Source organism: Microbacterium sp. PRC9 (genome assembly GCF_031844125.1).
Classification (GTDB): Bacteria; Actinomycetota; Actinomycetes; order Actinomycetales; family Microbacteriaceae; genus Microbacterium.
This window is the reverse complement of sequence record NZ_JAUZUR010000008.1, coordinates 105,898-126,639: the sequence shown is the minus strand read 5'-3', so window position 1 is coordinate 126,639 and position 20,742 is coordinate 105,898. Positions and strand designations below refer to the sequence as shown.

20 protein-coding genes are annotated in these 20,742 nt (G+C 72.1%); 8 read left to right on the top strand and 12 right to left on the bottom strand.

Going from position 1 to position 20,742, the window contains the following annotated elements:
• Positions 1-127: 127 nt before the first annotated feature.
• From Q9R33_RS17880 to Q9R33_RS17865, 4 genes are all read right to left on the bottom strand, one after another.
• Positions 128-1,261, bottom strand: coding sequence for an NAD(P)/FAD-dependent oxidoreductase (locus Q9R33_RS17880; RefSeq protein WP_311294590.1), 1,134 nt, complete (start codon positions 1,259-1,261; stop codon positions 128-130).
• Positions 1,254-1,958: a methyltransferase domain-containing protein gene (locus Q9R33_RS17875; RefSeq protein ID WP_056366005.1), complete on the bottom strand. Its 705-nt coding sequence runs from the start codon at positions 1,956-1,958 to the stop codon at positions 1,254-1,256. Before Q9R33_RS17875 ends, Q9R33_RS17880 begins: the two co-directional genes overlap by 8 nt.
• 16 nt (positions 1,959-1,974) lie before the next feature.
• On the bottom strand, positions 1,975-3,126 hold the full coding sequence (locus tag Q9R33_RS17870; RefSeq protein WP_311294589.1) for a type III polyketide synthase: 1,152 nt from the start codon (positions 3,124-3,126) through the stop codon (positions 1,975-1,977).
• 134 nt (positions 3,127-3,260) lie between these two features.
• Positions 3,261-4,685 (bottom strand): MFS transporter, encoded by a 1,425-nt coding sequence (locus Q9R33_RS17865; protein WP_311294588.1) that lies wholly within the window; start codon positions 4,683-4,685, stop codon positions 3,261-3,263.
• A gap of 57 nt (positions 4,686-4,742) precedes the next feature.
• Between Q9R33_RS17865 and Q9R33_RS17860 the strand changes: the two genes are divergently transcribed.
• From Q9R33_RS17860 to Q9R33_RS17850, 3 genes are all read left to right on the top strand, one after another.
• Complete coding sequence (locus tag Q9R33_RS17860; RefSeq protein WP_157549357.1) at positions 4,743-5,279, top strand: transcriptional regulator; 537 nt, start codon at positions 4,743-4,745, stop codon at positions 5,277-5,279.
• A gap of 88 nt (positions 5,280-5,367) precedes the next feature.
• A complete protein-coding gene (rraA, locus tag Q9R33_RS17855) occupies positions 5,368-5,835 on the top strand; it encodes a ribonuclease E activity regulator RraA (RefSeq protein ID WP_311294587.1) in 468 nt (155 codons plus the stop codon).
• A 57-nt stretch (positions 5,836-5,892) separates the two neighbouring features.
• Positions 5,893-6,384, top strand: a complete 492-nt coding sequence (locus Q9R33_RS17850; RefSeq protein WP_310243836.1) for a nucleoside deaminase — start codon at positions 5,893-5,895, stop codon at positions 6,382-6,384.
• Positions 6,385-6,468: 84 nt separating this feature from the next.
• Here the strand turns inward: Q9R33_RS17850 and xdhC are convergent, their stop codons facing one another.
• From xdhC to Q9R33_RS17835, 3 genes are read right to left on the bottom strand one after another with little or no spacing between them, the layout of a single operon-like run.
• Positions 6,469-7,317: a xanthine dehydrogenase accessory protein XdhC gene (xdhC, locus tag Q9R33_RS17845; protein WP_310243834.1), complete on the bottom strand. Its 849-nt coding sequence runs from the start codon at positions 7,315-7,317 to the stop codon at positions 6,469-6,471.
• An 8-nt stretch (positions 7,318-7,325) separates the two neighbouring features.
• Positions 7,326-9,758 (bottom strand): xanthine dehydrogenase molybdopterin binding subunit, encoded by a 2,433-nt coding sequence (xdhB, locus tag Q9R33_RS17840; protein ID WP_311294586.1) that lies wholly within the window; start codon positions 9,756-9,758, stop codon positions 7,326-7,328.
• Positions 9,755-11,179, bottom strand: a complete 1,425-nt coding sequence (locus Q9R33_RS17835) for an FAD binding domain-containing protein (protein WP_311294585.1) — start codon at positions 11,177-11,179, stop codon at positions 9,755-9,757. The genes xdhB and Q9R33_RS17835 overlap by 4 nt, the downstream gene beginning before the upstream one ends.
• 136 nt (positions 11,180-11,315) lie before the next feature.
• Between Q9R33_RS17835 and Q9R33_RS17830 the strand changes: the two genes are divergently transcribed.
• The gene (locus Q9R33_RS17830; RefSeq protein ID WP_311294584.1) at positions 11,316-11,729 is read left to right on the top strand and encodes a VOC family protein; all 414 of its coding nucleotides are present in this window, start codon (positions 11,316-11,318) and stop codon (positions 11,727-11,729) included.
• A 7-nt stretch (positions 11,730-11,736) separates the two neighbouring features.
• On the opposite strand, the gene Q9R33_RS17825 is transcribed toward Q9R33_RS17830, so the two are convergent.
• The 3 genes from Q9R33_RS17825 to Q9R33_RS17815 form a co-directional block, all read right to left on the bottom strand.
• Entirely contained in the window at positions 11,737-13,104 is a 1,368-nt protein-coding gene (locus tag Q9R33_RS17825) for a glucose-6-phosphate dehydrogenase (protein ID WP_311294583.1), read from the bottom strand.
• 218 nt (positions 13,105-13,322) lie between these two features.
• Entirely contained in the window at positions 13,323-14,432 is a 1,110-nt protein-coding gene (locus tag Q9R33_RS17820; protein ID WP_311294582.1) for an ABC transporter permease, read from the bottom strand.
• Complete coding sequence (locus tag Q9R33_RS17815; protein WP_056366039.1) at positions 14,429-15,313, bottom strand: ABC transporter ATP-binding protein; 885 nt, start codon at positions 15,311-15,313, stop codon at positions 14,429-14,431. Before Q9R33_RS17815 ends, Q9R33_RS17820 begins: the two co-directional genes overlap by 4 nt.
• A 223-nt stretch (positions 15,314-15,536) precedes the next feature.
• Here Q9R33_RS17815 and Q9R33_RS17810 point away from each other — a divergent pair, with 223 nt between their 5' ends.
• A complete protein-coding gene (locus Q9R33_RS17810; protein ID WP_311294581.1) occupies positions 15,537-16,106 on the top strand; it encodes an NADPH-dependent FMN reductase in 570 nt (189 codons plus the stop codon).
• Positions 16,107-16,392: 286 nt separating this feature from the next.
• Here Q9R33_RS17810 and Q9R33_RS17805 read toward each other — a convergent pair whose 3' ends face one another.
• Positions 16,393-17,097 (bottom strand): response regulator, encoded by a 705-nt coding sequence (locus Q9R33_RS17805; protein ID WP_396654129.1) that lies wholly within the window; start codon positions 17,095-17,097, stop codon positions 16,393-16,395.
• Positions 17,098-17,129: 32 nt separating this feature from the next.
• Entirely contained in the window at positions 17,130-18,410 is a 1,281-nt protein-coding gene (locus tag Q9R33_RS17800; protein WP_311294579.1) for a histidine kinase, read from the bottom strand.
• Positions 18,411-18,593: 183 nt separating this feature from the next.
• Between Q9R33_RS17800 and Q9R33_RS17795 the strand changes: the two genes are divergently transcribed.
• The 3 genes from Q9R33_RS17795 (at position 18,594) to Q9R33_RS17785 (ending at position 20,714) form a co-directional block, all read left to right on the top strand.
• Positions 18,594-19,451, top strand: a complete 858-nt coding sequence (locus Q9R33_RS17795) for an oxygenase MpaB family protein (RefSeq protein WP_311294578.1) — start codon at positions 18,594-18,596, stop codon at positions 19,449-19,451.
• A 105-nt stretch (positions 19,452-19,556) separates the two neighbouring features.
• Positions 19,557-19,994 carry a VOC family protein gene (locus Q9R33_RS17790; RefSeq protein ID WP_311294577.1) on the top strand — a complete coding sequence of 146 codons (438 nt, stop codon included), beginning with the start codon at positions 19,557-19,559 and terminating at the stop codon, positions 19,992-19,994.
• On the top strand, positions 19,995-20,714 hold the full coding sequence (locus Q9R33_RS17785; RefSeq protein ID WP_311294576.1) for a helix-turn-helix domain-containing protein: 720 nt from the start codon (positions 19,995-19,997) through the stop codon (positions 20,712-20,714).
• Positions 20,715-20,742 lie beyond the last annotated feature (28 nt).

Sequence of the window (20,742 nt, the reverse complement as noted above, 5' to 3'; positions counted from 1 at the left end):
GGCGCCATCCCCTCCCGGCCGGGAGGGGATGGCATGCCTCCGTTGGGGCGGTGTTCATGCGCCCCAACGGACATTGTGCGCCCCGAACCCACAACCGGACCCCGGCTGACCTCGGGCCGGCGGCGCGTCAGGCGTCGACGTCGAATCCCATCGAGTAGGCGCGGGCGAACACGCGGGCCGACGGGCCGGAGAGCATCGCGCGCACCGCGGTGCGCCTCAGCGCGTCGCCGCGACCGCTGGGCCGGCCGAGCGCGGTGTTCACACTCGCCAGCGCCGCGGCGCGTCGCGCCGACTGGACCCGACGGGCCTCCCACCGCAGCAAGCCGAGGTCGGGGGCACGGCCGGTGTGCGCCCAGGAGGCGAGGAGAGGTGCCAGGGTCACCGCGTCGAGCAGGCCGAGGTTCATGCCCTGCCCGCCGATCGGGCTGACCTCGTGGGCGGTGTCTCCGATCGCGAACACACGACCGTGGCGCAGCCGGGGCGCGACGACACGGCGCACGCCGAACGACGTCGCCGCCGTCACGGCATCGGCCGCCGCAGCCTCCCCGCGACGGGCCAGCGCGTCCCGCAGCCGCTGAGTGCGGGCCTCCGGGTCGTCGCCTCTGCCCGGCGGGTCCCATACGACGAACCGGCGGCGACCGCCGGGCAGCGGGAAGGACTCGAGCACGCCGTCCGGGTCGAGGTGGATCACCGCGAGCTCGCCGTCGGCGTCGGCGGCAGCATCCGTCATCAGGTACCGGTCGCGGTAATCGCGCGCCGGCACGGCACCCGGACGGTAGACGAGATCACGCGCGGCGCCTCCGCCCGCGACGACCACGATGCGGCTCTCGTACTCGATGGGGCGGCCGAGGAGTCCTGCCCGCACCACCACCACGTCGCGGTGCGGGATCACCGCGAGCACGTACGCGCCGCGCAGCGGCTCGGGGGCCGCGCCGCCGAGCACGGACTCCGTGGCCGCCTGCGGGAGGGTCGCCACGAAGGGGAAGCGCGCCGGCAGCACGTCGAAGTGCACCGTCCCGAGCAGGCGCCCGCGCGATCGGGCTTCTCCACGCCGCACGCGCACCGCCGCGGCGAGGAGGCGGTCTGTGAGCCCCGACGGTTCGAGGGCGGCCAGGACGGGGGAGTGGATGCCGATGGCCCGGGTGCCGTCGCCGACAGCGGGTCGCCGCTCGAGGAGCTCGACGTCGACCCCGCGGCGGGCGAGCTCGCCGGCCAGCAGCAGCCCGACCGGGCCGGCGCCGACGACGGTGACGTCACGCACGGCCGCGCCCGACGGCGACGAGGCGGAAGGGCACCGGCGTCTGCACCGTCCACGCGCCCGGACTGCTGCCCTCCAGCGCGGCCGTGAGCTCGGCGCGCGTGTAGCTGCGGCGGATCGAGCGGAGGCCGTCGGTGCGCAGGAACGTGCCGCGCTCGAACGGTGTGATCCCGACGGCGTAGAGCCCGTACCCCAGCCGCGAGCGGGCGATGTCGCTGTGCAGGACGATGCCGCGGGAGAGCGCGCAGGACTCCTCGACGAAGTCGCCGAGGCCGTCGCCCAGGTGATGGAGGACGTGGTTCGACAGCACCGCGTCGTACGTGCGCCCCTCGGCGACCAGGGTGGCGGCATCCGCTCTCCGGAAGCTCGCGCCGGCGATCGGCCCGCGGGCCGTGGCGACCTCGTGCGCGCGAGGGTCGGGGTCGATGCCCGTCCAGGTCACCTCGAGCCCGTCGCGCCGGGCGGCCGCGGCGAGGCGCGCGACGAGGTCTCCGCCGCCGGAGCCGATGTCGAGGACGTGCGCCGGCCGGCCCAGCGCGGCGAGGCGAGGGCGCAGCCGCGTGCGGTAGACGACGCCCCAGCCCGAGACGAGCCGGTTGATCGTGCCGAACCGCCGCAGGGTGGCGCGCAGCGCGTCCGGATCGCAGTCCGGGTCGTCCATGAGCTCGGCGAGCCGGTCGTCGCGGACGGCGAGGCTCATGCCGGCACCGCCGCCGTCACGCCGAGGCCGCCAGGGCGAGGCCGACGTCCTCCGCGGTCGTGACCGCCCGGCGGCGCCGGGTCATGAGCGCCGACTCGACGGTGAGACCCGGGCCGAAGGCCAGGCCGGCCACCCGCGCGCCGTCGGGGACGTCGTCATCGCGCAGGAGCGACGCGAGGATGAACAGGATCGTCGCGCTCGACATGTTGCCGAAGTCGCGGAGCACGGCGCGCGACGCCGCGAGCGCGTCGGGCGGGAGATCGAGCCCGGACTCGACCCGGTCGAGCACGCTGCGCCCGCCGGGATGCACCGCCCACACCTCGGGGGGTGCGTCGTCGCCCAGGAACCTGCCCACCGCGCCCTGGATCTCGCGGCCGATGATGCGCGGCACCTCGGCGGAGAGGATCATCTCGAACCCGTTGTCGCCGATCGTCCAGACCATGTCGGTCTCACCCTCGTCGGTGAGGGCGCTGCCGAACCTGTCGAGGTCGAGCCCGCCGGGGTTCCCCGCGGCCGGATCGGCGGTGACGATCGCCGCCGCCGCGCCGTCGGCGAAGACGGATGCTGCCACGATCTGCTGCGGATCGTTCGAGGGCCGCAGATGCAGCGTGCACAGCTCGGTGCACACGACCAGCACGACCGCATCCGGTCTCGACGCCGCCAGAGCCGAGGCGACCCGCAATGCGGGCAGCGCCGCGGCGCACCCGATGAAGCCGAGGTGGCACCGCTCGACCGTCGGGCGCAGGCCGAGGTCGCGGACGAGGCGATAGTCCGGGCCCGGAGCGAAGAGGCCGGTGCACGAGACGGTGACCACGTGGGTCACCGCCGACGGATCGATGCCGCCGTCGGCCAGGGCCGTGCGCGCGGCGGCGGCCGTGAGCTCCGGGGCCGACACGATGAAGCGCTGGTTGCGCGCGCCGGTCGTGGGGGAGAGGAGCCGGCCCCCGGCGCCGACGAATGCGGCATCGTCGGGCGCGGCGGCGGGCGACGCGAACTCGGCCAGCACGGTGTGCCGCTGGTCGATCGCAGACGCGTCGAAGACCGCCTGGATGCGGCGCCGCGCGAGCCGGTCGGCCCCCTCCTGCGCCGCGAAGATGTCGCGCGCGACCGCCTGCGCGATGCGGGTGGGCGGAACAGCTGTGCCGATCGAGACGATGCGGGCCGTCATGGTGCAACCTAAGCACGCCTATGCCCCGAAGAGCACGACCTCGCCGGAAACCAACAGGTCGCGCGCCGCTCGGCGGACGGGGGAAGGATGCCTCGGCCCGTACCCTGCGCGGCGGGCCGAGGCATCCTGGTCTGTCAGCCGGCGGGTTCGTGGTCGGTGTGCTCGGCGTGCGCGTCGGGGAGTTCCCGCATGCGCCAGAAGGGGCCGATGACGACGAACAGGCACGCGAAGAGCTCGCCGCACGCGGCGATCGACAGCGTGGGAACCGTGCCGATCCACGTGCCGAGCGCGCCGGCGAGCAACGCCGAGATCGGCATGACACCCCACACCACGAAGCGCACCGAGGCGTTCATTCGTCCGAGCAGCCGGGGTGGGGTGATGCGCTGGCGGAAGGTCACCTGGGTGATGTTGTAGAGCAGCACCGTGAAGCTCGTCAGGAAGAACTGGATGGCCAGCAGCGGGAACGCGAGCGCGGGCACCAGCGAGATCGCGGGCAGGAAGAAGGGGGTCACCGAGAACGCGATCGCGCTGATCGGGATCGCGCGGGCCTCGCCGATGCGCTCCACGATGCGGGGGGTGGCGATGGCGCCGAGGAGACCGCCGACGGCCGACACCGTGAACACGATGCCGAACATCTGAGGGGTGAGACCCAGCTCGCGCAGCGCGAAGATCGGCAGGAGGGTGGCGGCGATGGTCCCGAAGAAGTTCGCGGTGCCGGTGGTCAGCACGATGCGGCGCAGCAGCGGGTTGCCGAAGACCCAGCGCAGCCCCTCGCCGATCTCGTGGACCAGCGGCTTGTGGTCCTCTGGGGCGCGGAGCTGCTCGTGGTCACGGGTGAACAGCAGCGCCACGAACGAGGCGAGGTACGTGCCGACCGTGATCAGGACCGCGAGCGGCGCGGCGAGGATCCCGAGCAGCCAGCCGCCCACCGCAGGGCCGGCAAGGCCCGCGAGCTGCTCGGTGGACTGGAGCTTTCCGTTCGCCTCGGCGATCTGGTTCGCGCGCACGAGCGAGGGCACGATGCTCTGATTGGACACGTCGAAGAACACCGTCGCGACGCCCATCATCAGCGCGACCAGGATCATGTGCCAGATCTGCAGGATCCCGAGCAGGGTCAGCACGGGCAGCGTGGCCAGGGCGGCGGCGCGGACCGCGTCGGCGACGATCATGACGTGCCGCTTCCGCATGCGGTCGATCCACGCGCCCGCCGGAAGTCCCACGATGAGGAACGCCGCAAACTGCGCGGCGCTGAGCACGCCGACCTCCCACTCCGTGGCGTTCAGCGCCAGCACCGCGAGCACGGGGATCGCGAGCTCGGTGATCTGCGCGCCGAACTGGCTGAGCGCCTGGCCGCTCCACAGGGTCATGAAGTTGCGGTCCCGCCACAGAGAGCCCTTCGGCGCGGGGGCGGGCGCTGCGGTGGCCGCAGCATCCTGATCCGCCTCGACCGCCTCGTCGGCACCCGCGCGAGAGGTCAGAACGGATGCCTCGGCCCGGGCCTCTGCGAGGACGGCGTCGTCGATCGCCTCGGCCTCGCGGATGTCGTCTGATTGGGACATGTCAATCAGTGTGAGCCACCGATTGAGAACTGTCAATCAGCCTTGTACGCTGACCACGTGACAGGGGATCGCGAGGAGCGGATCGAACTGCGGCACGGGGATCCCGAGGCGGAGGCGCGCATGCGCGCGCTGAGCTCGCCCCTGCGTCTGCGGGTGCTGCGGCTGTGCGCGTTCGAGTCGCGCACCAACAAGGAGCTCGCCGAGCTGCTCGGCGTGAACCCCGGCACGATGCTGCACCACGTGCGCACGCTCGTGCAGACCGGCTACCTCGCCGCCCAGCCCGAACGCACCGGAGCCCAGGGGGCGCGAGAGGTGCCCTACCGTGCGACCGGCCTCTCGTGGCGCACGTCGATGCCCGGTGGCTCGCCCGTGCTCATCGAGACGTTCCTGCAGCAGATCGAGGGCGTCGACCCCGACGATCTCGACACCACCTGGCTGGGACTCAAACTGACCCCCGAGCACCGGGAGGAGTTCCAGCGGCGTCTCTACGAGCTCGTCAGCGAGTTCAAGGAGCGCGACCCCGACCCCGACGGCGACACCTACTCGTTCTTCAGCACGCTCCACCCCGATATCAACCCGCCCGCTCCCGCCTGACGCCCCTTCTTGCGGTTCGCAGAAGGGTGCGCGAACTTCTCTTCCTGACGGATGCCTCGGGGCACAGCATCCGTCATAGCGTCAGAGCATGACCACCGCGACGGCCGACCTCTACGACGAACGCGGCGACGAGCTCGACTCGCTCGCGCTGCAGCTGCACGACATCGGCGGGCGCGTCGCGTTCGACGGGCCGATCCGCACCGTGAGGTGCCACCGCGACAACGCGATCGTGAAGGCGCTGCTCGCCACCCCGGGCGAGGGTGCGGTTCTCGTGATCGACGGCGGCGGATCTCTCGAGTCCGCGCTGGTCGGCGACCTCATCGCGGCCTCCGCCGTCGAGAACGGCTGGGCGGGGATCATCGTGCACGGCGCGATCCGCGACCGGGTCGCGATCGGCGAGCTCGACCTCGGCGTCAAGGCGCTCGGTTCGAACCCGCGCAAGAGCGCGAAGGCAGGCGTCGGCGAGGTCGACGTGCCGGTGGTCATCGCGGGCGTCGCCTTCGTCCCGGGCACGCACGTGTGGGCCGACGCGGACGGGGTGCTCGTCGAGCGGTGACGGGGCCCGCGAGCGGGGGTGATGCGCGCGGCGCGGTGCGCTCGTATGGTTGGGCTGATGTCCACCACCGACGGGACGCCCGCCCGCCACCTCGCCCGGGCCATAGAGATCGCGACCGAGAACGTCCGCAACGCGGGCGGTCCGTTCGGGGCGGTCGTGGTGTCGGCCGACGGGCAGGTCTTCGAGGGCGTGAACCGCGTGACCGCCGACCTCGACCCGTCGGCGCACGCCGAGGTCGTCGCCATCCGGCGGGCGTGCCAAGGGCTGGGGACGTTCGACCTCACCGGGGCGACGCTCTACACGAGCTGCGAGCCGTGCCCGATGTGCCTGGGCACCGCGCTCTGGGCCCGCGTGGACCGGGTGTACTTCGCCGCCGACCGTGAGGATGCCGCCGCCGCGGGCTTCGACGACGCGGTCTTCTACCGCTACTTCGACGGCCACCCCGAGCACCGCGACATCATGCCCGTGGAGTCGATCGACCTCACCCCCGAGCACCGCATCGCCCCGTTCACCGAGTGGGGCCGGACCTCGACCCGCATCGAGTACTGACGGCCGCAAACCCCCCCGTGCCTGGGTGCCCGACCATTCGTGGCGAGACCGCACGACAGCACGTGAAGTGCGCCGAACTCGGTGCTATCGCGCGGTTTCGCTGCGGGCGGTGACGGGGGCGGACGCTTCGATGAGCTGCAGCAGCTGGGCGGAGACGCTCACCGCGATCGTCGCGGGCTGCTTGCCGGGGATCTCGGGCAGGCCGATGGGCGTCGTCACCCTGGCGAGGGCGGCCTCGTCGTGGCCGGCCTCCTGGAGGCGAGCGCGGAAGCGGGCCCACTTGGAGCGCGAGCCGATGAGGCCGATCGAGGCGATGCCCTCGGTGCGCAGCGCCTGGTCGACGATCGCGAGGTCTTCGGCGTGGTCGTGGGTCATGACGAGCACGTGCGTCCCCGCGGGCACCGACGCCAGCACGGCCTCCGGCACCGGAGCCTGGTGCACGTGCACTCCCGCGACCGCGTCGGCGAGCGGCCCCGGCGCACCGTCCACCCCTAGGCGCGTCGGCGAGAGCATGGCCGCGCGGGAGTCGACGAGGTGCAGGTCGAGGTGCTGGCGCGCCAGGATCCGCGCCACCTCGAGTCCCACGTGTCCCATTCCGAACACCGCGACCGACGGCACGACCCGCACGGGCTCCAGCATGAGCGTCACCTCTCCTCCGCAGCACTGCACGCCGTACTCCGTGGTCTCCTTGTCGCTCAGGGTGAGCGTCAGCAGCTCCGGCTCGGCGGTACCGGAGGCCAGCATCGCGCGGGCGCGCGCGACGGCGGTGGCCTCGAGGTTGCCGCCCCCGATCGTCTCGAAGACCTCGCCCGGCGAGACGACCATCTTGGCGCCGCCGTTGCGCGGGGCGTGGCCGCGCACCATCGCGAGCGTCACGATCACCGCGGGCGTGCGGGCGTCCCGCAGGCTGCGCACCGCGTCGAGCCAGTCCACGGCCGGCCTCAGCGGCCCGCCGTCAGAAGGCCGGGTTCCGCCGAGCCCGAGTCCTCCGTGTCACTCCGGGACTCAGCATCCGTGCCATCGGGAGAAACGGATGCTGCCGCCTCGGCGCCGGCGCCACGTGCGGCCTCGATCGCCCAGAACACCGCCTCGGGGGTGGCGGGTGAGCCGAGCTCGACGCTGCGCCCGGCCGGGCCGAACGCGCCCACCGCCTGCCGCAGCGCCTCGCGCACGCTGAAGGCGAGGAGCAGGGGAGGCTCGCCCACGGCCTTGGAGCCGTACACGGCGCCGTCCTCGCGGGCGTCCTCGAAGAGCGCGACGTGGAACTCCTCCGGCATCTCGGAGAAGCTCGGCAGCTTGTACGTGCTGGCCGACGGTGTCTGCAGGCGGCCGCGCGTCGGACCGTCGCCGGTGTCCCAGCGGAGTTCCTCGAGGGTCAGCCAGCCGGTGCCCTGCACGAAGCCGCCCTCGATCTGGCCGATGTCGAGCAACGGCGAGAGCGAGTCGCCGACGTCGTGCACGATGTCGACGCGGCGGAGGCGGTACGCGCCGGTGAAGCCGTCCACCTCGACCTCGGCGGCGGCGCAGCCGTACGCGAAGTACTTGAACGGCGACCCCTGCTGGCGGTCGGCGTCCCAGTGCAGCCCCTCGGTGCGGTAGTAGCCCGCCGCGAACAGCTGCACCCGCTGCAGGTACGCCGCCGCGACCACGTCGGCGAACGGCATCCGTTCCGCGCCCCCCAGTGCGCTGACGTGGCCGTCGGAGAACCGCACGTCTCGGGCGTCGACGCCGAGGAGGCGCCCTGCGACCTCGGCCAGCCGGCCGCGGATCTCCTCGCACGCGAGCTTGACGGCGCCGCCGTTGAGGTCGGCGCTCGACGACGCGGCAGTCGCCGACGTGTTGGGCACCTTGTCGGTGCGGGTCGGGGCCACGCGCACGGCCTCCAGCGGCACGCCCAGAGCGGTGGCCGCGACCTGGAGCATCTTGGTGTGCAGGCCCTGGCCCATCTCGGTGCCGCCGTGGTTGATCAGCACCGAGCCGTCCTTGTACACGAGCACGAGGGCACCGGCCTGGTTGAACGACGTGAAGGTGAACGAGATGCCGAACTTCACCGGCGTCATCGCGAGCCCGCGTTTGCGGTCGGTGTGCGCCTCGTTGAACCGCGCGACCTCGCGCCGCCGTTCGTCGAGATCGCACGAGCCGCGGAGCCGGTTCCATATCGCGGGGAGGCGCTCGGCGTCCTTCACCAGCTGCCCGTAGTGGGTCGACTGGCCCGGCCGGTAGAAGTTCTTCTCCCGCAGCTCGAGCGGATCGATCCCGAGCACGGGTGCCGCGCGGCCCAGGATGTCTTCGATGAGGAACGCGCCCTGCGGGCCGCCGAAACCGCGGAACGCCGTGTTCGACGGCTTGTGCGTCTGCGCGACCCGGCCGTGCACCCGCACGTTCGGGATCCAGTAGGCGTTGTCGACGTGGCAGAGCGCGCGGCCGAGAACGGGCTCCGAGAGGTCGAGGCTCCAGCCGCCGTCCGCGGTGAGGATCGCGTCGAGCGCCTGCAGGTGCCCGTCGGCGTCGAAGCCGGCGCGCCAGGCCAGGTGGAACGGGTGGCGCTTGCCCGACATCGTGATGTCCTGCGTGCGGTTCAGCCGCAGGCGCACGGGGCGTCCGGTGAGCTTCGCCCCCAGGGCCGCGATCGCCGCGAACCCGTGCGGCTGCATCTCCTTGCCGCCGAAGCCGCCGCCCATGCGGAGGCACTCGACGGTGACCTCGCTCGACGCCACGCCGAGCACGTGCGCCACGATCTCCTGCGTCTCGGACGGGTGCTGCGTCGAGCACTCCACGAAGTAGCGCCCGTCGGGGTCGCGCACGGCGAACGAGGCGTGCGTCTCGAGCGAGAAGTGCTCCTGCCCGCCGACCACGCTCTCCCCCTCGAAGACGAACGCGGAGGATGCGAGGGCGGATGCCGCGTCCCCGCGCGCGATCGTGCGGGGTACGCCCTGGAACGACCCGGCGTCGATCGCCTCCTGCACCGTGATCAGCGACGGCAGCGGTTCGTACGACACCGTGACGGCGGCCGCGCCCTGGCGCGCAGCATCCGTCGTCTCTCCCAGCACCCACACCAGCGCATGGCCGAAGAACATCGCCTCGGTCGGGAAGAGCGGCTCGTCGTGCTTGACCCCCGCGTCGTTGACGCCCGGAACATCGTCGGCGGTCAGCACCCGGACGACGCCGGGCACGTCGTAGGCGGGCGCGACGTCGATGGTGACGCGGGCATGCGCGACGGTCGACGGCACCGGCCAGGCGGTCAGCACGCCGTGGGACCGCGCGGCGATGTCGTCGGTGTAGACGGCCGCGCCGGTCACGTGCAGCGCCGCGCTCTCGTGCACCGCAGGGCGTCCGACGACCGGATTCTCGGGGCGATCGGCGAGCGAGCTCATGCGGTCGCCTCCTCGTCATCGGCCGACGCCGCGAAGAGCGCCGGCAGCGCGGTGCCGAGCATGCGTGCGCGATACGCGGCGCTCGCGCGGTGGTCGTCGAGCGGCGTCCCCTCGCGCTGCAGGACCATGGATGCTGCCGCCACCGTCGAGGCGTTCCACGGGCGCCCCTCGAGCACCTGCTCGGTCGCGTATGCGCGGAGGGGCGTCGCGGCGACGCCTCCGAGGCCGATGCGCGCTCTCGTGACGGAGCCGCCGTCGAGCTCGAGGGCGAAGGCGACGGCCACCGACGAGATGTCGTCGAACCGCCGCTTCGTCACCTTGTGGAACGCGGTGAGACCCGGCGTCGGCAGCGGGATCCGCACCGTCCGGATGAGCTCGTCGCGACGCCTGACCGAGGTGCGATACCCCGTGAAGTAGTCGGCGAGGTCGACCTCGCGCTCGCCGCCGTCGGCCGAGACGAGCACGACGCCCGCCCCGAGCGCGAGCAGTGCCGGAGCCGCGTCGCCGATGGGGGAGGCGGTGCCGAGGTTGCCGCCCAGCGTCGCGCGGTTGCGGATCAGGCGCGACGCGAACTGGGGGAGCAGCTGTGCGAGCAGCGGCACCCGCTCGCCGACGCGGCGCTCGATCTCCGACAGGGGCACCGCGCCGCCGATCTCGACGGTGTCGCCGGTGATGTCGATGCCGCGCAACTCCGGCAGGCGGTCGATCGCGACCACGAGTGGCGCGCGGGCGCCGCGCAGGTTGACGTCCACGCCCCAGTCCGTGCTGCCGGCCACGGCGAGTGCCTCCGGCTCGTCGCGCAGCAGCCGCAGGGCCTCCTCCAGCGTCTCCGGGCGGATGAAGCGCCCGTCGGCGGCTCGCAGCTCGGTGGCGACCGGAGCCGGCGCCGGCGCGGACAGCCGCTCGCGGAGCGGATCATCGGGCAGAGGCATCCCGAGCCCGAAGGCCGCGTCGCGGATGGGCCGGTAGCCCGTGCAGCGGCAGAGGTTGCCGCTCAGCGCATGCAGCTCGAATCCGTTCGCCCCGTGCTCGGCGTCGGCCGGGCCCGCCTCGCGGTCGGACCGGTAGAACTCGGCGGCCATCGCGCACGCGAACCCGGGCGTGCAGTAGCCGCACTGCGAGCCGCCGCCGGCCGCGAGCTGCTGCTGCACCGGATGCAGGTCGTCAGGTGAACCGAGGCCCTCGGAGGTCACCACCTCCTGCCCGTCGAGCGCATGGACGGGCACCAGGCAGGAGTTGACGGGGGTCCACACGGCGGTGCCGTCGGGGCCGGCGGTGGCGACCAGCACGGCGCACGCTCCGCACTCGCCCTCGGCGCAGCCCTCCTTTGCGCCGGTCAGTCCGAGGCCGCGCAGCCAGTCCAGCGCGGTGGCGTGTGCGACCGCGCCTGCGAGCGGGACGACCCGCCCGTTGACGGTCACAGCGCTGTCACGGTTCGTACGGATGCCGGGAGTCTACGCCGCGCTCCCGGCGCAGCGAAGGTGCGCCGCGACCCCTCTGGACATGCCCTGCGGGCGAGAGGATCGTTGGCGGCGGCACAACCACTGGGAGGCTGTCATGTTCACACCCGATCGGCCGTTCTCTAGCTTCGCCGTACCCGACATCGGCGCAGCTGCGACCTTCTACCGCGACACCCTGGGGCTCGACGTCACCGTCTACGAGGAGATGGGCGGAGGCTTCACCATCGCACTGCCCGGCGGGGGCAGCATCTTCGTCTACCCGAAGGAGGATCATGAGCCGGCCGTGTTCACGATCCTCAATTTCAGCGTCGCCGACGTCGATGCCGCCGTCGACGATCTGAACAGGCGGGGTGTCGTCACGAAGATCTACACCGACCCCGACTACGGCACCGATGAGAAGGGCATCTCGCGCGGGTTCGAGGGCGGCCCCGACATCGCGTGGTTCACAGACCCTGCGGGCAACGTCATCTCCGTCGGCCGCATGGAGCCGCAGATGATGGGCGGGCAGTAGGCGCTCCTCAGGGAAGCACGGGCCACCCGGCGGGACCGAGCGACCCCGCCGGATACTCGTCGAGCGGCACGTCGCCGGCGCGCCAGGCCGCCAGCACGGGGTCGACGATGCGCCACGACTCCTCGGCCGCGTCGCCGCGCACCGCGAGGGTCGCGTCCGCGTCGAGGATGCCCGACAGCACCTCGCCGTACGCCTTGAGCGCACCCTCGCCGAGGTCGGCCTCGAGCAGCGCCCGCTCGAGTTCGAACGGGTCGTCGCCGCCGTTGACGTTGAGTTCGAGGTCCATCCGGTCGGGGCCGAGGGAGAAGCGCAGCACCGAGCCGGGCGCCGCCCCGGTGAGGCCCTCGGGGACGTGGTTCACGGGACGGAACGTCACCACGACCTCGCCGTCCTTGCCGGCGAGCGCCTTGCCCGACCGCAGGGTGAAGGGCACGCCCTCCCACCGCTCGTTGCGCACCTCGCACGTGACCTCGGCGAGCGTCTCGGTCTCGAGCGACGGGTCGACGCCGTGCTCGTCGGTGTAGGACGGCAGCTCGCGGTCGCCGACCTTCCCGGCCGTGTACCGTGCCCGGCGCGAGGCCTTCGCCGGATCGTCGCCCCACACGCGGGTCGCGCGCAGCACGGCGGCCGTCGCATCGCGGAAGTCCCGCTCGTTCAGGGTCGCGGGCGGCTCCATCGCGAGCACGGCCATCACCTGTAGCAGGTGGCTCTGGATCATGTCGACGAGCGCGCCCGCCCGGTCGTAGTAGCCGGCTCGGCCCTCGAGGCCGAGCGCCTCGTCGTAGCGGATGACCACCGACTCGACGTCCTGCGCGCGCCACACCGGCGCGAAGACGCGGTTCGCGAACCGCACACCGAGGAGGTTCAGCGTCGTCGACCGGCCGAGGAAGTGGTCGATGCGGAACACCTGCTCCTCGGGCACGAGACGGGCGAGCGTCGAGTTCAGCGCGTGGGCGCTCGCCTCGTCGACGCCGAACGGCTTCTCGAGCGCGAGCACCGTGCCCTCGGGGATGTCCACGCCGGCGAGCGCCTCGCACGCGGCCTTCGCGACCGCGGGCGGCACGGCGAAGTACAGGGCGATCCGCCCGTCGTGGTCGGCGAGCAGCCGCTCGAGGTCCTTCGCGTCGGTGATGTCAGCGCGCGTGTACGTCGTGTCGGCCACGGCGGCGACGGCGTCGGCGAACCCGGCCGACTCGAAGGACGAGCGCACGGTCTGCCGCCAGTGCTCGTCGTCCCAGTCATCGATGCCGGCGCCGCGCAGGCGCACCGAGCGCTGCGGCTCCCGGGCCAGCAGCTGGCCGAGCGCGGGCAGCAGCAGCCGCGAGGTGAGGTCGCCCGAGGCGCCCAGGATGAGCAACGTGGTCTGCGCCGACATGCGCCTCACGCTACCCACACCCCTGTGCTCCGGGCAGGGGCTTGCGCCCGTGCGCGTCGCGCGTGTGTCCGCATCATGTGCTCTCCGAGGAGGCACGTGGTGCGCGTGCAGATCCTGTGGGCTCGGCCAGAGCAGATGAAGCGCGCAGAGGACAGAGGGATGCTGCGGCCCGGCGCAGTGCGCAGGGCCGCAGCATCCATCATCCGAGGTGACCCGGGTCAGCCGGCGAGGGCCTCCGAGAGCTTGACGCGACCGCCCATGCGCAGCAGCGAGTTCTCGTAGATGCGGGCGGCGACGAGGATCGCCGCGACGCACGTCGCCATGAGGATCACGATCGACAGCAGCGGCTCCCACCACTGCGCCTGCCCGAGGAAGATGCGCATCGGCATGCCGACCGGCGCCGAGAACGGCACGTACGACATGATCGCGAGCACCAGCGGGTTGTCGTTGAAGAAGATGACGAGGAAGTACGGCGCCATCACGAGCATCGTCAGCGGCATCGTGGTCGAGCCGATGTCCTCCTGACGCGACACCATCGATGCCGCGGCCGCGAACAGCGACGCCAGCAGGATGAAGCCGAACAGGAAGAAGATCGCGAACCAGGCGATGGGCGCGCCGAGCCCCTGCAGCAGCGCCGTCTGATCGGTGACGGTGAGCCCGATGATCGCGATGGCCGCGAGGATCAGAATCTGGCCCATCGCGAGCACCGTGTTGCCGATGACCTTGCCCGCCAGCAGCGACCGCACCGGGATCGCCGAGATGAGCAGCTCCACCACGCGGGTCTGCTTCTCCTCGACGACGCTCTGCGCGATCGTGCCGCCGAACAGCGACGCGGCGAGCAGGAACACGATGCCGAAGCCGACCGCGGCGATGTAGCCGAGCGCCGCGTTGCCCTCCTCCGGAGCGAGCAGCTCGACCGGCGGCACCTGCGCGAGCCGCAGCATCAGCGACGTCGGGGCGGAGGATTCGGCGATGATCGCGAAGCCGAGCGGCGACGACGAGTCGCCCACGACCGCGGCGTCGACCTCGCCGTCCTTGACGAGCGCCTCGGCGGCCGCGCGGTCCGCCACGTCGGTGACGTCGAGGCCTTCGGCCTGGGCGACGTACTGCTGCGCGTCGGCGGTCACCGCGACAGGCGTGCCGCTGTTGTTCGCCGCCTGGAAGCCGCCCCAGATGACGAGGGCCAGCGCGCCGATGAACAGGATCGCCGTCGAGATGACGAACGCCTTGCTGCGCAGCTTCGAGCCGATCTCACGCTCGGCGACGAGCCAGATCGCCTGGCCTGCGCCCAGCGTGCTTCCGCCGCGGCGGGTGTCGGTGGTGCTCACTGGATGACCTCCTTGAAGATCTGGGCGAGGGACGGATGCTGCGGCGCGAAGCTCGCGACGTCCCCGTTGGCGACGGCCCGACGCAGCACGCGCTGCGCGGTCTCGTCGCTGTCGGCGTCGAACACGGCGTACCCGCCGTCGAAGTCGAGCACCTCCACGCCGGGCTCGGTGCGCAGCCACCCGGCGTCCCCGGCCGAGACGAGCTCGAAGCGGCGCGTGGAGTGCTGCGCGCGGAGGGTGTCCCGCGCGCCGGCCGCGCGGATGGTGCCGCCGGCGATGATCACGAGGTCGTCGCACAGGCGCTCGACGACGTCGAGCTGGTGCGACGAGAACAGCACGGCGGCGCCTTCGGCCGCGCGCTGCTGCAGCACCCCGGCCACGACGTCGACCGCGAGCGGGTCCAGGCCCGAGAACGGCTCGTCGAGGATCAGCACCTGCGGGTCGTGCACGAGCGCGGCAGCGATCTGGGCGCGCTGCTGGTTGCCCAGAGAGAGCGTCTCGACGTTGTCGTTCAGGCGCTCGCCGAGCCCGAGCTGCTCGAGCAGCGCACGAGCGCGGGTCGAGGCATCCGTCTTCGAGAAACCGTGCAGCCGCGCGAGATAGGTGATGTGCTCGTGCACCTTCATCTTCGGATACAGCCCGCGTTCCTCGGGCATGTAGCCGAAGCGGCGGCGGTCGGAGGCGGTCACCTCGGCGCCGTCGAGGGTGACGGTGCCGGCGTCCCCGGCGAGCACCCCCAGCACGATCCGCATGGTGGTGGTCTTGCCCGCGCCGTTCCCGCCGACGAAGCCGGTCAGCCGGCCGGGCCGCACGTCGAACGACACGTCGTCGAGCACGCGGCGCCCTCCGTAGCTCTTGCCGATACCGCGAAGCTGCAGCATCCCTGTCTCCTCTCGATCCCCCTGCCACAGACGCTACGGACCGGAGTGCTCGGCGTCCTCCCCCGTGGGGTGGATTCGGGCTTCCTCCGCCGTGCGGGGGAGGAGGTGGATGAGAGATCTTTCATGCACCGGAATAGAAGGAGCGTGCATGTGCTTGCATGGATGTGGGACGTCCACGGTGGTCCCCACCGGGGACGCCTTTGCTTTTCAAGGAGAACCCCACATGTCCGAGCGGACCATCGGCTACATCGTCGGCAGCATCTCGTCGACCTCCATCAACCGTCGTCTCGCGAAGGCGCTCGAGCGTCTCGCCCCGGAGGGCACCACCCTCGTCGAGATCCCGATCAAGGACCTCCCCTTCTACTCGCCCGACCACGACGCCGACTTCCCCCAGGTCGCCCGCGACTTCAAGCAGGCCATCGCCGACGTCGACGGCGTCATCATCATCACGCCCGAGTACAGCCGCTCGATCCCCGGCGTGCTGAAGAACGCCCTCGACTGGTCGGCCCGTCCGTGGGGCCAGGGCTCGTTCGACGGCAAGCCCACCGCCGTCATCGGCACCTCGGGCGGCGGCATCGCCACCGCGGCGGCGCAGCAGCACCTCAAGGCGATCCTCAGCCACTACAACGCCCCGACGCTCGGCCAGCCCGAGGGCTACGTGCAGACCACCCCGGGCCTGTTCACCGAGACCGGCGAGGTCACCAGCGAGCAGACCGCCGACTTCCTCGTCGGCTACCTCCAGGCCTTCGGCGCGCTGATCGACCGCTACGCCGCGGTCCCCGTCGCCGCCTGATCCTCCCCCCGGTCGGCCTCACCCCGGGCCGATGACCCGTTCCAGCACCCCGGATGCCCCGGCCCGGCGCCCTTTCGCGGCGCCGGTCCGGGGCATCCGTCAATCGGGGGGTTCGTCCGTGCCATCCGTCCTTCGCGGCGTCCGTCCGGGGCATCCGTCCTTCGCGGCGCCCCTGCCGGCCCCCGCGTGCGCCCCGACGCGACGTCCCGCCGTTCCGCAGTCAGTTTTGGCGACGTCCCGACGCCAAAGGGCGCCATTTCCGACTGCGGAACAGAGGTGGCAGGGGTCAGGCGAGGCCGTGGCGGTGGGCATAGACGACGGCGGCGACGCGGTCGCGGGCGCCGAGCTTCTGCAGCACGTTCGAGACGTGGGTCTTCACGGTGGCCTCGCCGATGTAGAGGCGCTGCGCGATCTCGGCGTTGCTCATCGCCTGCGCGACGAGCTGCAGCACCTCCCCTTCGCGTTCGGTGAGCTCGACCGCCGGCGGCGCCACCGCCAGAACCGGTGAGACGACAGTCTGTGGACCAGACCTTGGGTGAACCCCACCGTCTCGTCCCGCTACTGGGGTCTCACCGGCGGGAGCGGAGGGGGCGGGGGCGGGGGCGGCGGAGGCGAAGCGGGCGATCACGCGGCGCGTCACCTCGGGCGCCAGCAGCGCGTCGCCGGCCGCGGCCACCCGCACGGCCGAGATGAGCTCCTCGGGGCCGGCGTTCTTCAGCAGGAACCCGCTCGCGCCGGCCGCGAGCGCGTCGAACAGGTAGTCGTCGCGGTCGAAGGTCGTCACCACCACCACCGCCGCCTCCGCCGATGGGTCGCCGACGATGCGCCGGGTCGCCTCGAGGCCGTCCATGTCGGGCATCTGCACGTCCATGCAGATCACGTCAGGACCGAGATCGGATGCTGCCGCCACCGCCTCGACGCCGGTCGAGGCCTCGCCCACCACGGTGATGTCGCCCGCGGATTCGAGGATCATGCGGAAGCCGGCCCGCATCACGGCGTGGTCGTCCACGAGCAGGACCCGGATCACGCGCCGACCGCCTCGGCCGACACGGTCAGGGGCACGCGCAGTCGCACGAGGAACCCGCCGCGGGCGCGCGGCGCGGCCTCGAGCTCGCCGCCCGAGGCGGCGGCCCGCTCGCGCATACCGACCAGGCCGAGGCCCGGCCGCACGGGCGCGGCGACGGCGCGGCCGGTGTTCACGACCTCGAGCTCGACGGCATCGGGCGCGTAGCGCAGGCGGACGTCGGCGGCGGCATCCGGTCCGCCATGCCGCCGTGCGTTCGTGAGCGCCTCCTGGGCGACGCGGAACACGTTGACCTGCACGAGCTCGGGCAGATCGACCTGGTCGCCGACGATCGTGAGGGTCGTGGGCAGGCCGTTGTCGTTCGCGTGGGCGACGAGCTCGGCGAGCGCTGACAGGTGCACGGTGGATCCTCCTTCGGCGTCGCCGCCGGAGGTGCGGAGGGTCTCGAGCAGCTGGCGCAGCTCGACGAGCGCGGAGCGGGCGGACGACTCGACTCCGAGCAGCGCGGTGCGCGCAGCATCCGGATCCCGATCCAGCACGGCGCGCGCGGCACCGGCTTGGACGCCCATCGCCGAGACGTGGTGCGCGACGACGTCGTGCAGCTCGCGGGCGATGCGCACGCGATCGAGCGCCACGGCCTGCGCAGCGGTGACCTCGCGCTCGCGCTCGAGCTCGCGGGTGCGCTCCTCGAGCACCGCGCGCGCCATCGCGGCGGCGTACGCGCGATCGCCCATGTAGTACGCGCCGCCGAAGAATCCGGCGTTGATGAGCAGCTGGATGAGCATCATCGCGGCGAACGGCGAGAACAGTCCCGCCCTCGACAGGCTCTCGTCGGACGGATCGATCGCCGCCTGGAACATCGTGATGAGCAGCCACACGAACATCGCGATGATCACGCCGACGCGCACCCACATCGCGCGACGGCGGTCGTCGACCCAGGCGCCCACGGTGTACATCGCGATGAACATGGCGATGTTCGAGACGTAGAGGTCGGGGATGCGGAAGGTCACGCCCATGAAGAACACCACGGCGATCGCGACCACGACGAGCTCGGGGAAGCGCCGCCGCACGGCCAGCGGGGCGGTGAGCCCGAGGCTGTAGAGCAGCGCCCACTGCATGCCGGCGTTGGCGTCGGCGCCGTAGATCCCCGCGACCGAGCCGAGCGCGGTGCTGATCACCGCGGCGACGAAGAGGGCACCCGCGAGCCAGACGTCGTTGCGCAGCTCGCCCGCGGTCGGCGCCGGGCGCCGCGCGGGGTGCGCGGAAGACAGGTCGGACATCCTTCCACGCTACGGGGGCGCCGGTCCCGCGGCATCCCCCGCGAGACGGAGAATGCTCCCCACGCCCCCTCCAGACGCCGCCGGCGCGTCGCCCGGAGCCTCGGGCGCGTGCGCCCAGCTGCGCCCCGAGGCCCGCGCCGGGTAAGTTAGCGAGCGTTCACCTCGCGCCGACAGGGGGATCCCGTGCACGACCGCAACGCGGGGCTCGACCCCGAGACCCAGTTCGTCGAGATCTACCGCAACCTCGGCACCTACGACTTCGCGTGGGACCTGAACCAGTCGCTGAGCTTCGCGCTGTTCCGCACCTACGCGGTGCCGTCGATCGGGCGCCTGCTCGACGCGACGGGCGAGTTCGAACGCGCGACGCAGAAGCGCTACGACGACACGTCCCTGCTGCTCGAGGTGCCGCTCCTCGAGGGGTTCGAGAGTCCTCGCGGTCGCGCGGCGATCCGGCGCATCAATCAGATGCACCGCATGTACGACATCTCGAACGACGACATGCGGTACGTGCTGTCGACGTTCGTCGTCGTGCCGGTGCGCTGGCTCCACGCGTTCGGCTGGCGCCGGCTCACCGCCGACGAGCTCCTCGCGTCGGTGCGGTACTACCAGAGCCTCGGCCGGCACATGGGCATCACGGACATCCCTGAGACCTACGCGGAGTTCGCCACCCTGATGGACGAGTACGAGCGCGTGCACTTCGCGTACGACGCCGCATCGGCGCGGGTCGCCGACCGCACCTTGGCGCTGCTGGTCTCGTTCTACCCGCGGCTCTTCGCCCCGGTCGTGGAGGTCTTCAGCCGGGCGCTCATGGATCCGCCTCTGCTGCGGGCGTTCGGCTACCGCGAACCGGGGCGGATCGTACGCCGCCTGTCCGCGGGTGCGCTCCGCCTGCGCGCCCGGGCGGTCGCGGTGCTGCCGAAGCGCCGCGCCCCGCTCCACGTGATCGATCTGCCCCGCATCCGCAGCTATCCGAACGGCTTCGACATCGAGCAGATGGGGACGTTCGCGCCCGGATGCCCCGTACCGCACGCGAAGCGGTGAGGTGCAGCATCCGTCGGCTACTTGCTATTGACAAGCTTGCTTGTTTTTTGCAACCATCGTGATGTCGGCGGTCCGGTCGACGCCACGGTGACAAGGAGCAAGGCAATGACGCACATCTTCGTCAACATCCCGACGAACGACCTCGAGCGCTCGAAGGCGTACTACACCGCCCTCGGCTGCGCGCTGAACCCGCTCTTCACCGACGAGAACGCCGCGTGCGTCGTGTGGAGCGACCAGATCTTCTTCATGGTCCTCACGAAGGAGTACTTCGCGACGTTCACCGACAAGGAGTTCGCCGACCCGAAGACGCACGCCCAGGTGCTGCTGTCGATCAGCCGCGAGACCCGCGAGGACGTCGACCGGATCGTCGAGGCGGGCGTTGCAGCAGGCGGCACCGCACCGGGCGAGCCGCAGGACTTCGGCTTCATGTACGCGCGCGACCTCATCGACCCGGACGGCAACGGCGTCCAGTTCATGTGGATGGACCCCGAGGCTGCCGCCAAGGGTCCCGAGGCCTACATGGCGGAGCAGGCGCAGGCGTAAGTGGCGTCCCGCAGCTACGGGCAGTACTGCGGGGTCACGACCGCCGTCGAGCTGATCGGGGAGCGGTGGGCGCTGCTCATCGTCCGCGATCTGCTCGTCGGCCCCCGGCGCTACACCGACCTCAAGCAGGGGCTGCCCAAGATCCCGACCAACATCCTCTCCACGCGGCTCAAGGAGCTGCAGGAGGGCGGTGTCGTGCGCCGCGTGCCGCTCCTGCACTGCGGGCTCGTGTACGAGCTGACGCCCTACGGGCGCGAGCTCGAGCCGATCGTGCTCGCCCTCGGCCGGTGGGGGTTCCGGCAGATGGGCGACCCCCAGCCCGAGGACGTCGTGACGGCGGACTCGCTCACGATGGCGCTGCGAACGGCATTCCGGACGGATGCTGCGGCCACCCTGCCGCCCGCCGACTACGAGCTGCACGTGGCCGACGTCGTGCTGCGCGTGCAGGTCGACGCATCCGGGCTGCGGATCGCACAGCTCCAGCCGGCCGGGCGCCCCATCGACCCGCGGCTCGGCACGCAGGCTTCGACCTCGGGTGAGCCCGACCTCGTCTTCGCGGCGGGTCCCGGCATCCGTCGCCTCATCTCGGGCGAGCTGACCCCGGCCGCCGCGATCGACCAGGACGTGCTGGCCGTCGTCGCCGGCGACGCCACCCTGCTCGAGCGCTTCGCCCGGACATTCCACATCCCGATCGACCCCGAGGTCGTGCTCGTCGCCTGAGCCCGACCCCGCCCTGGAAGGAGGCGGC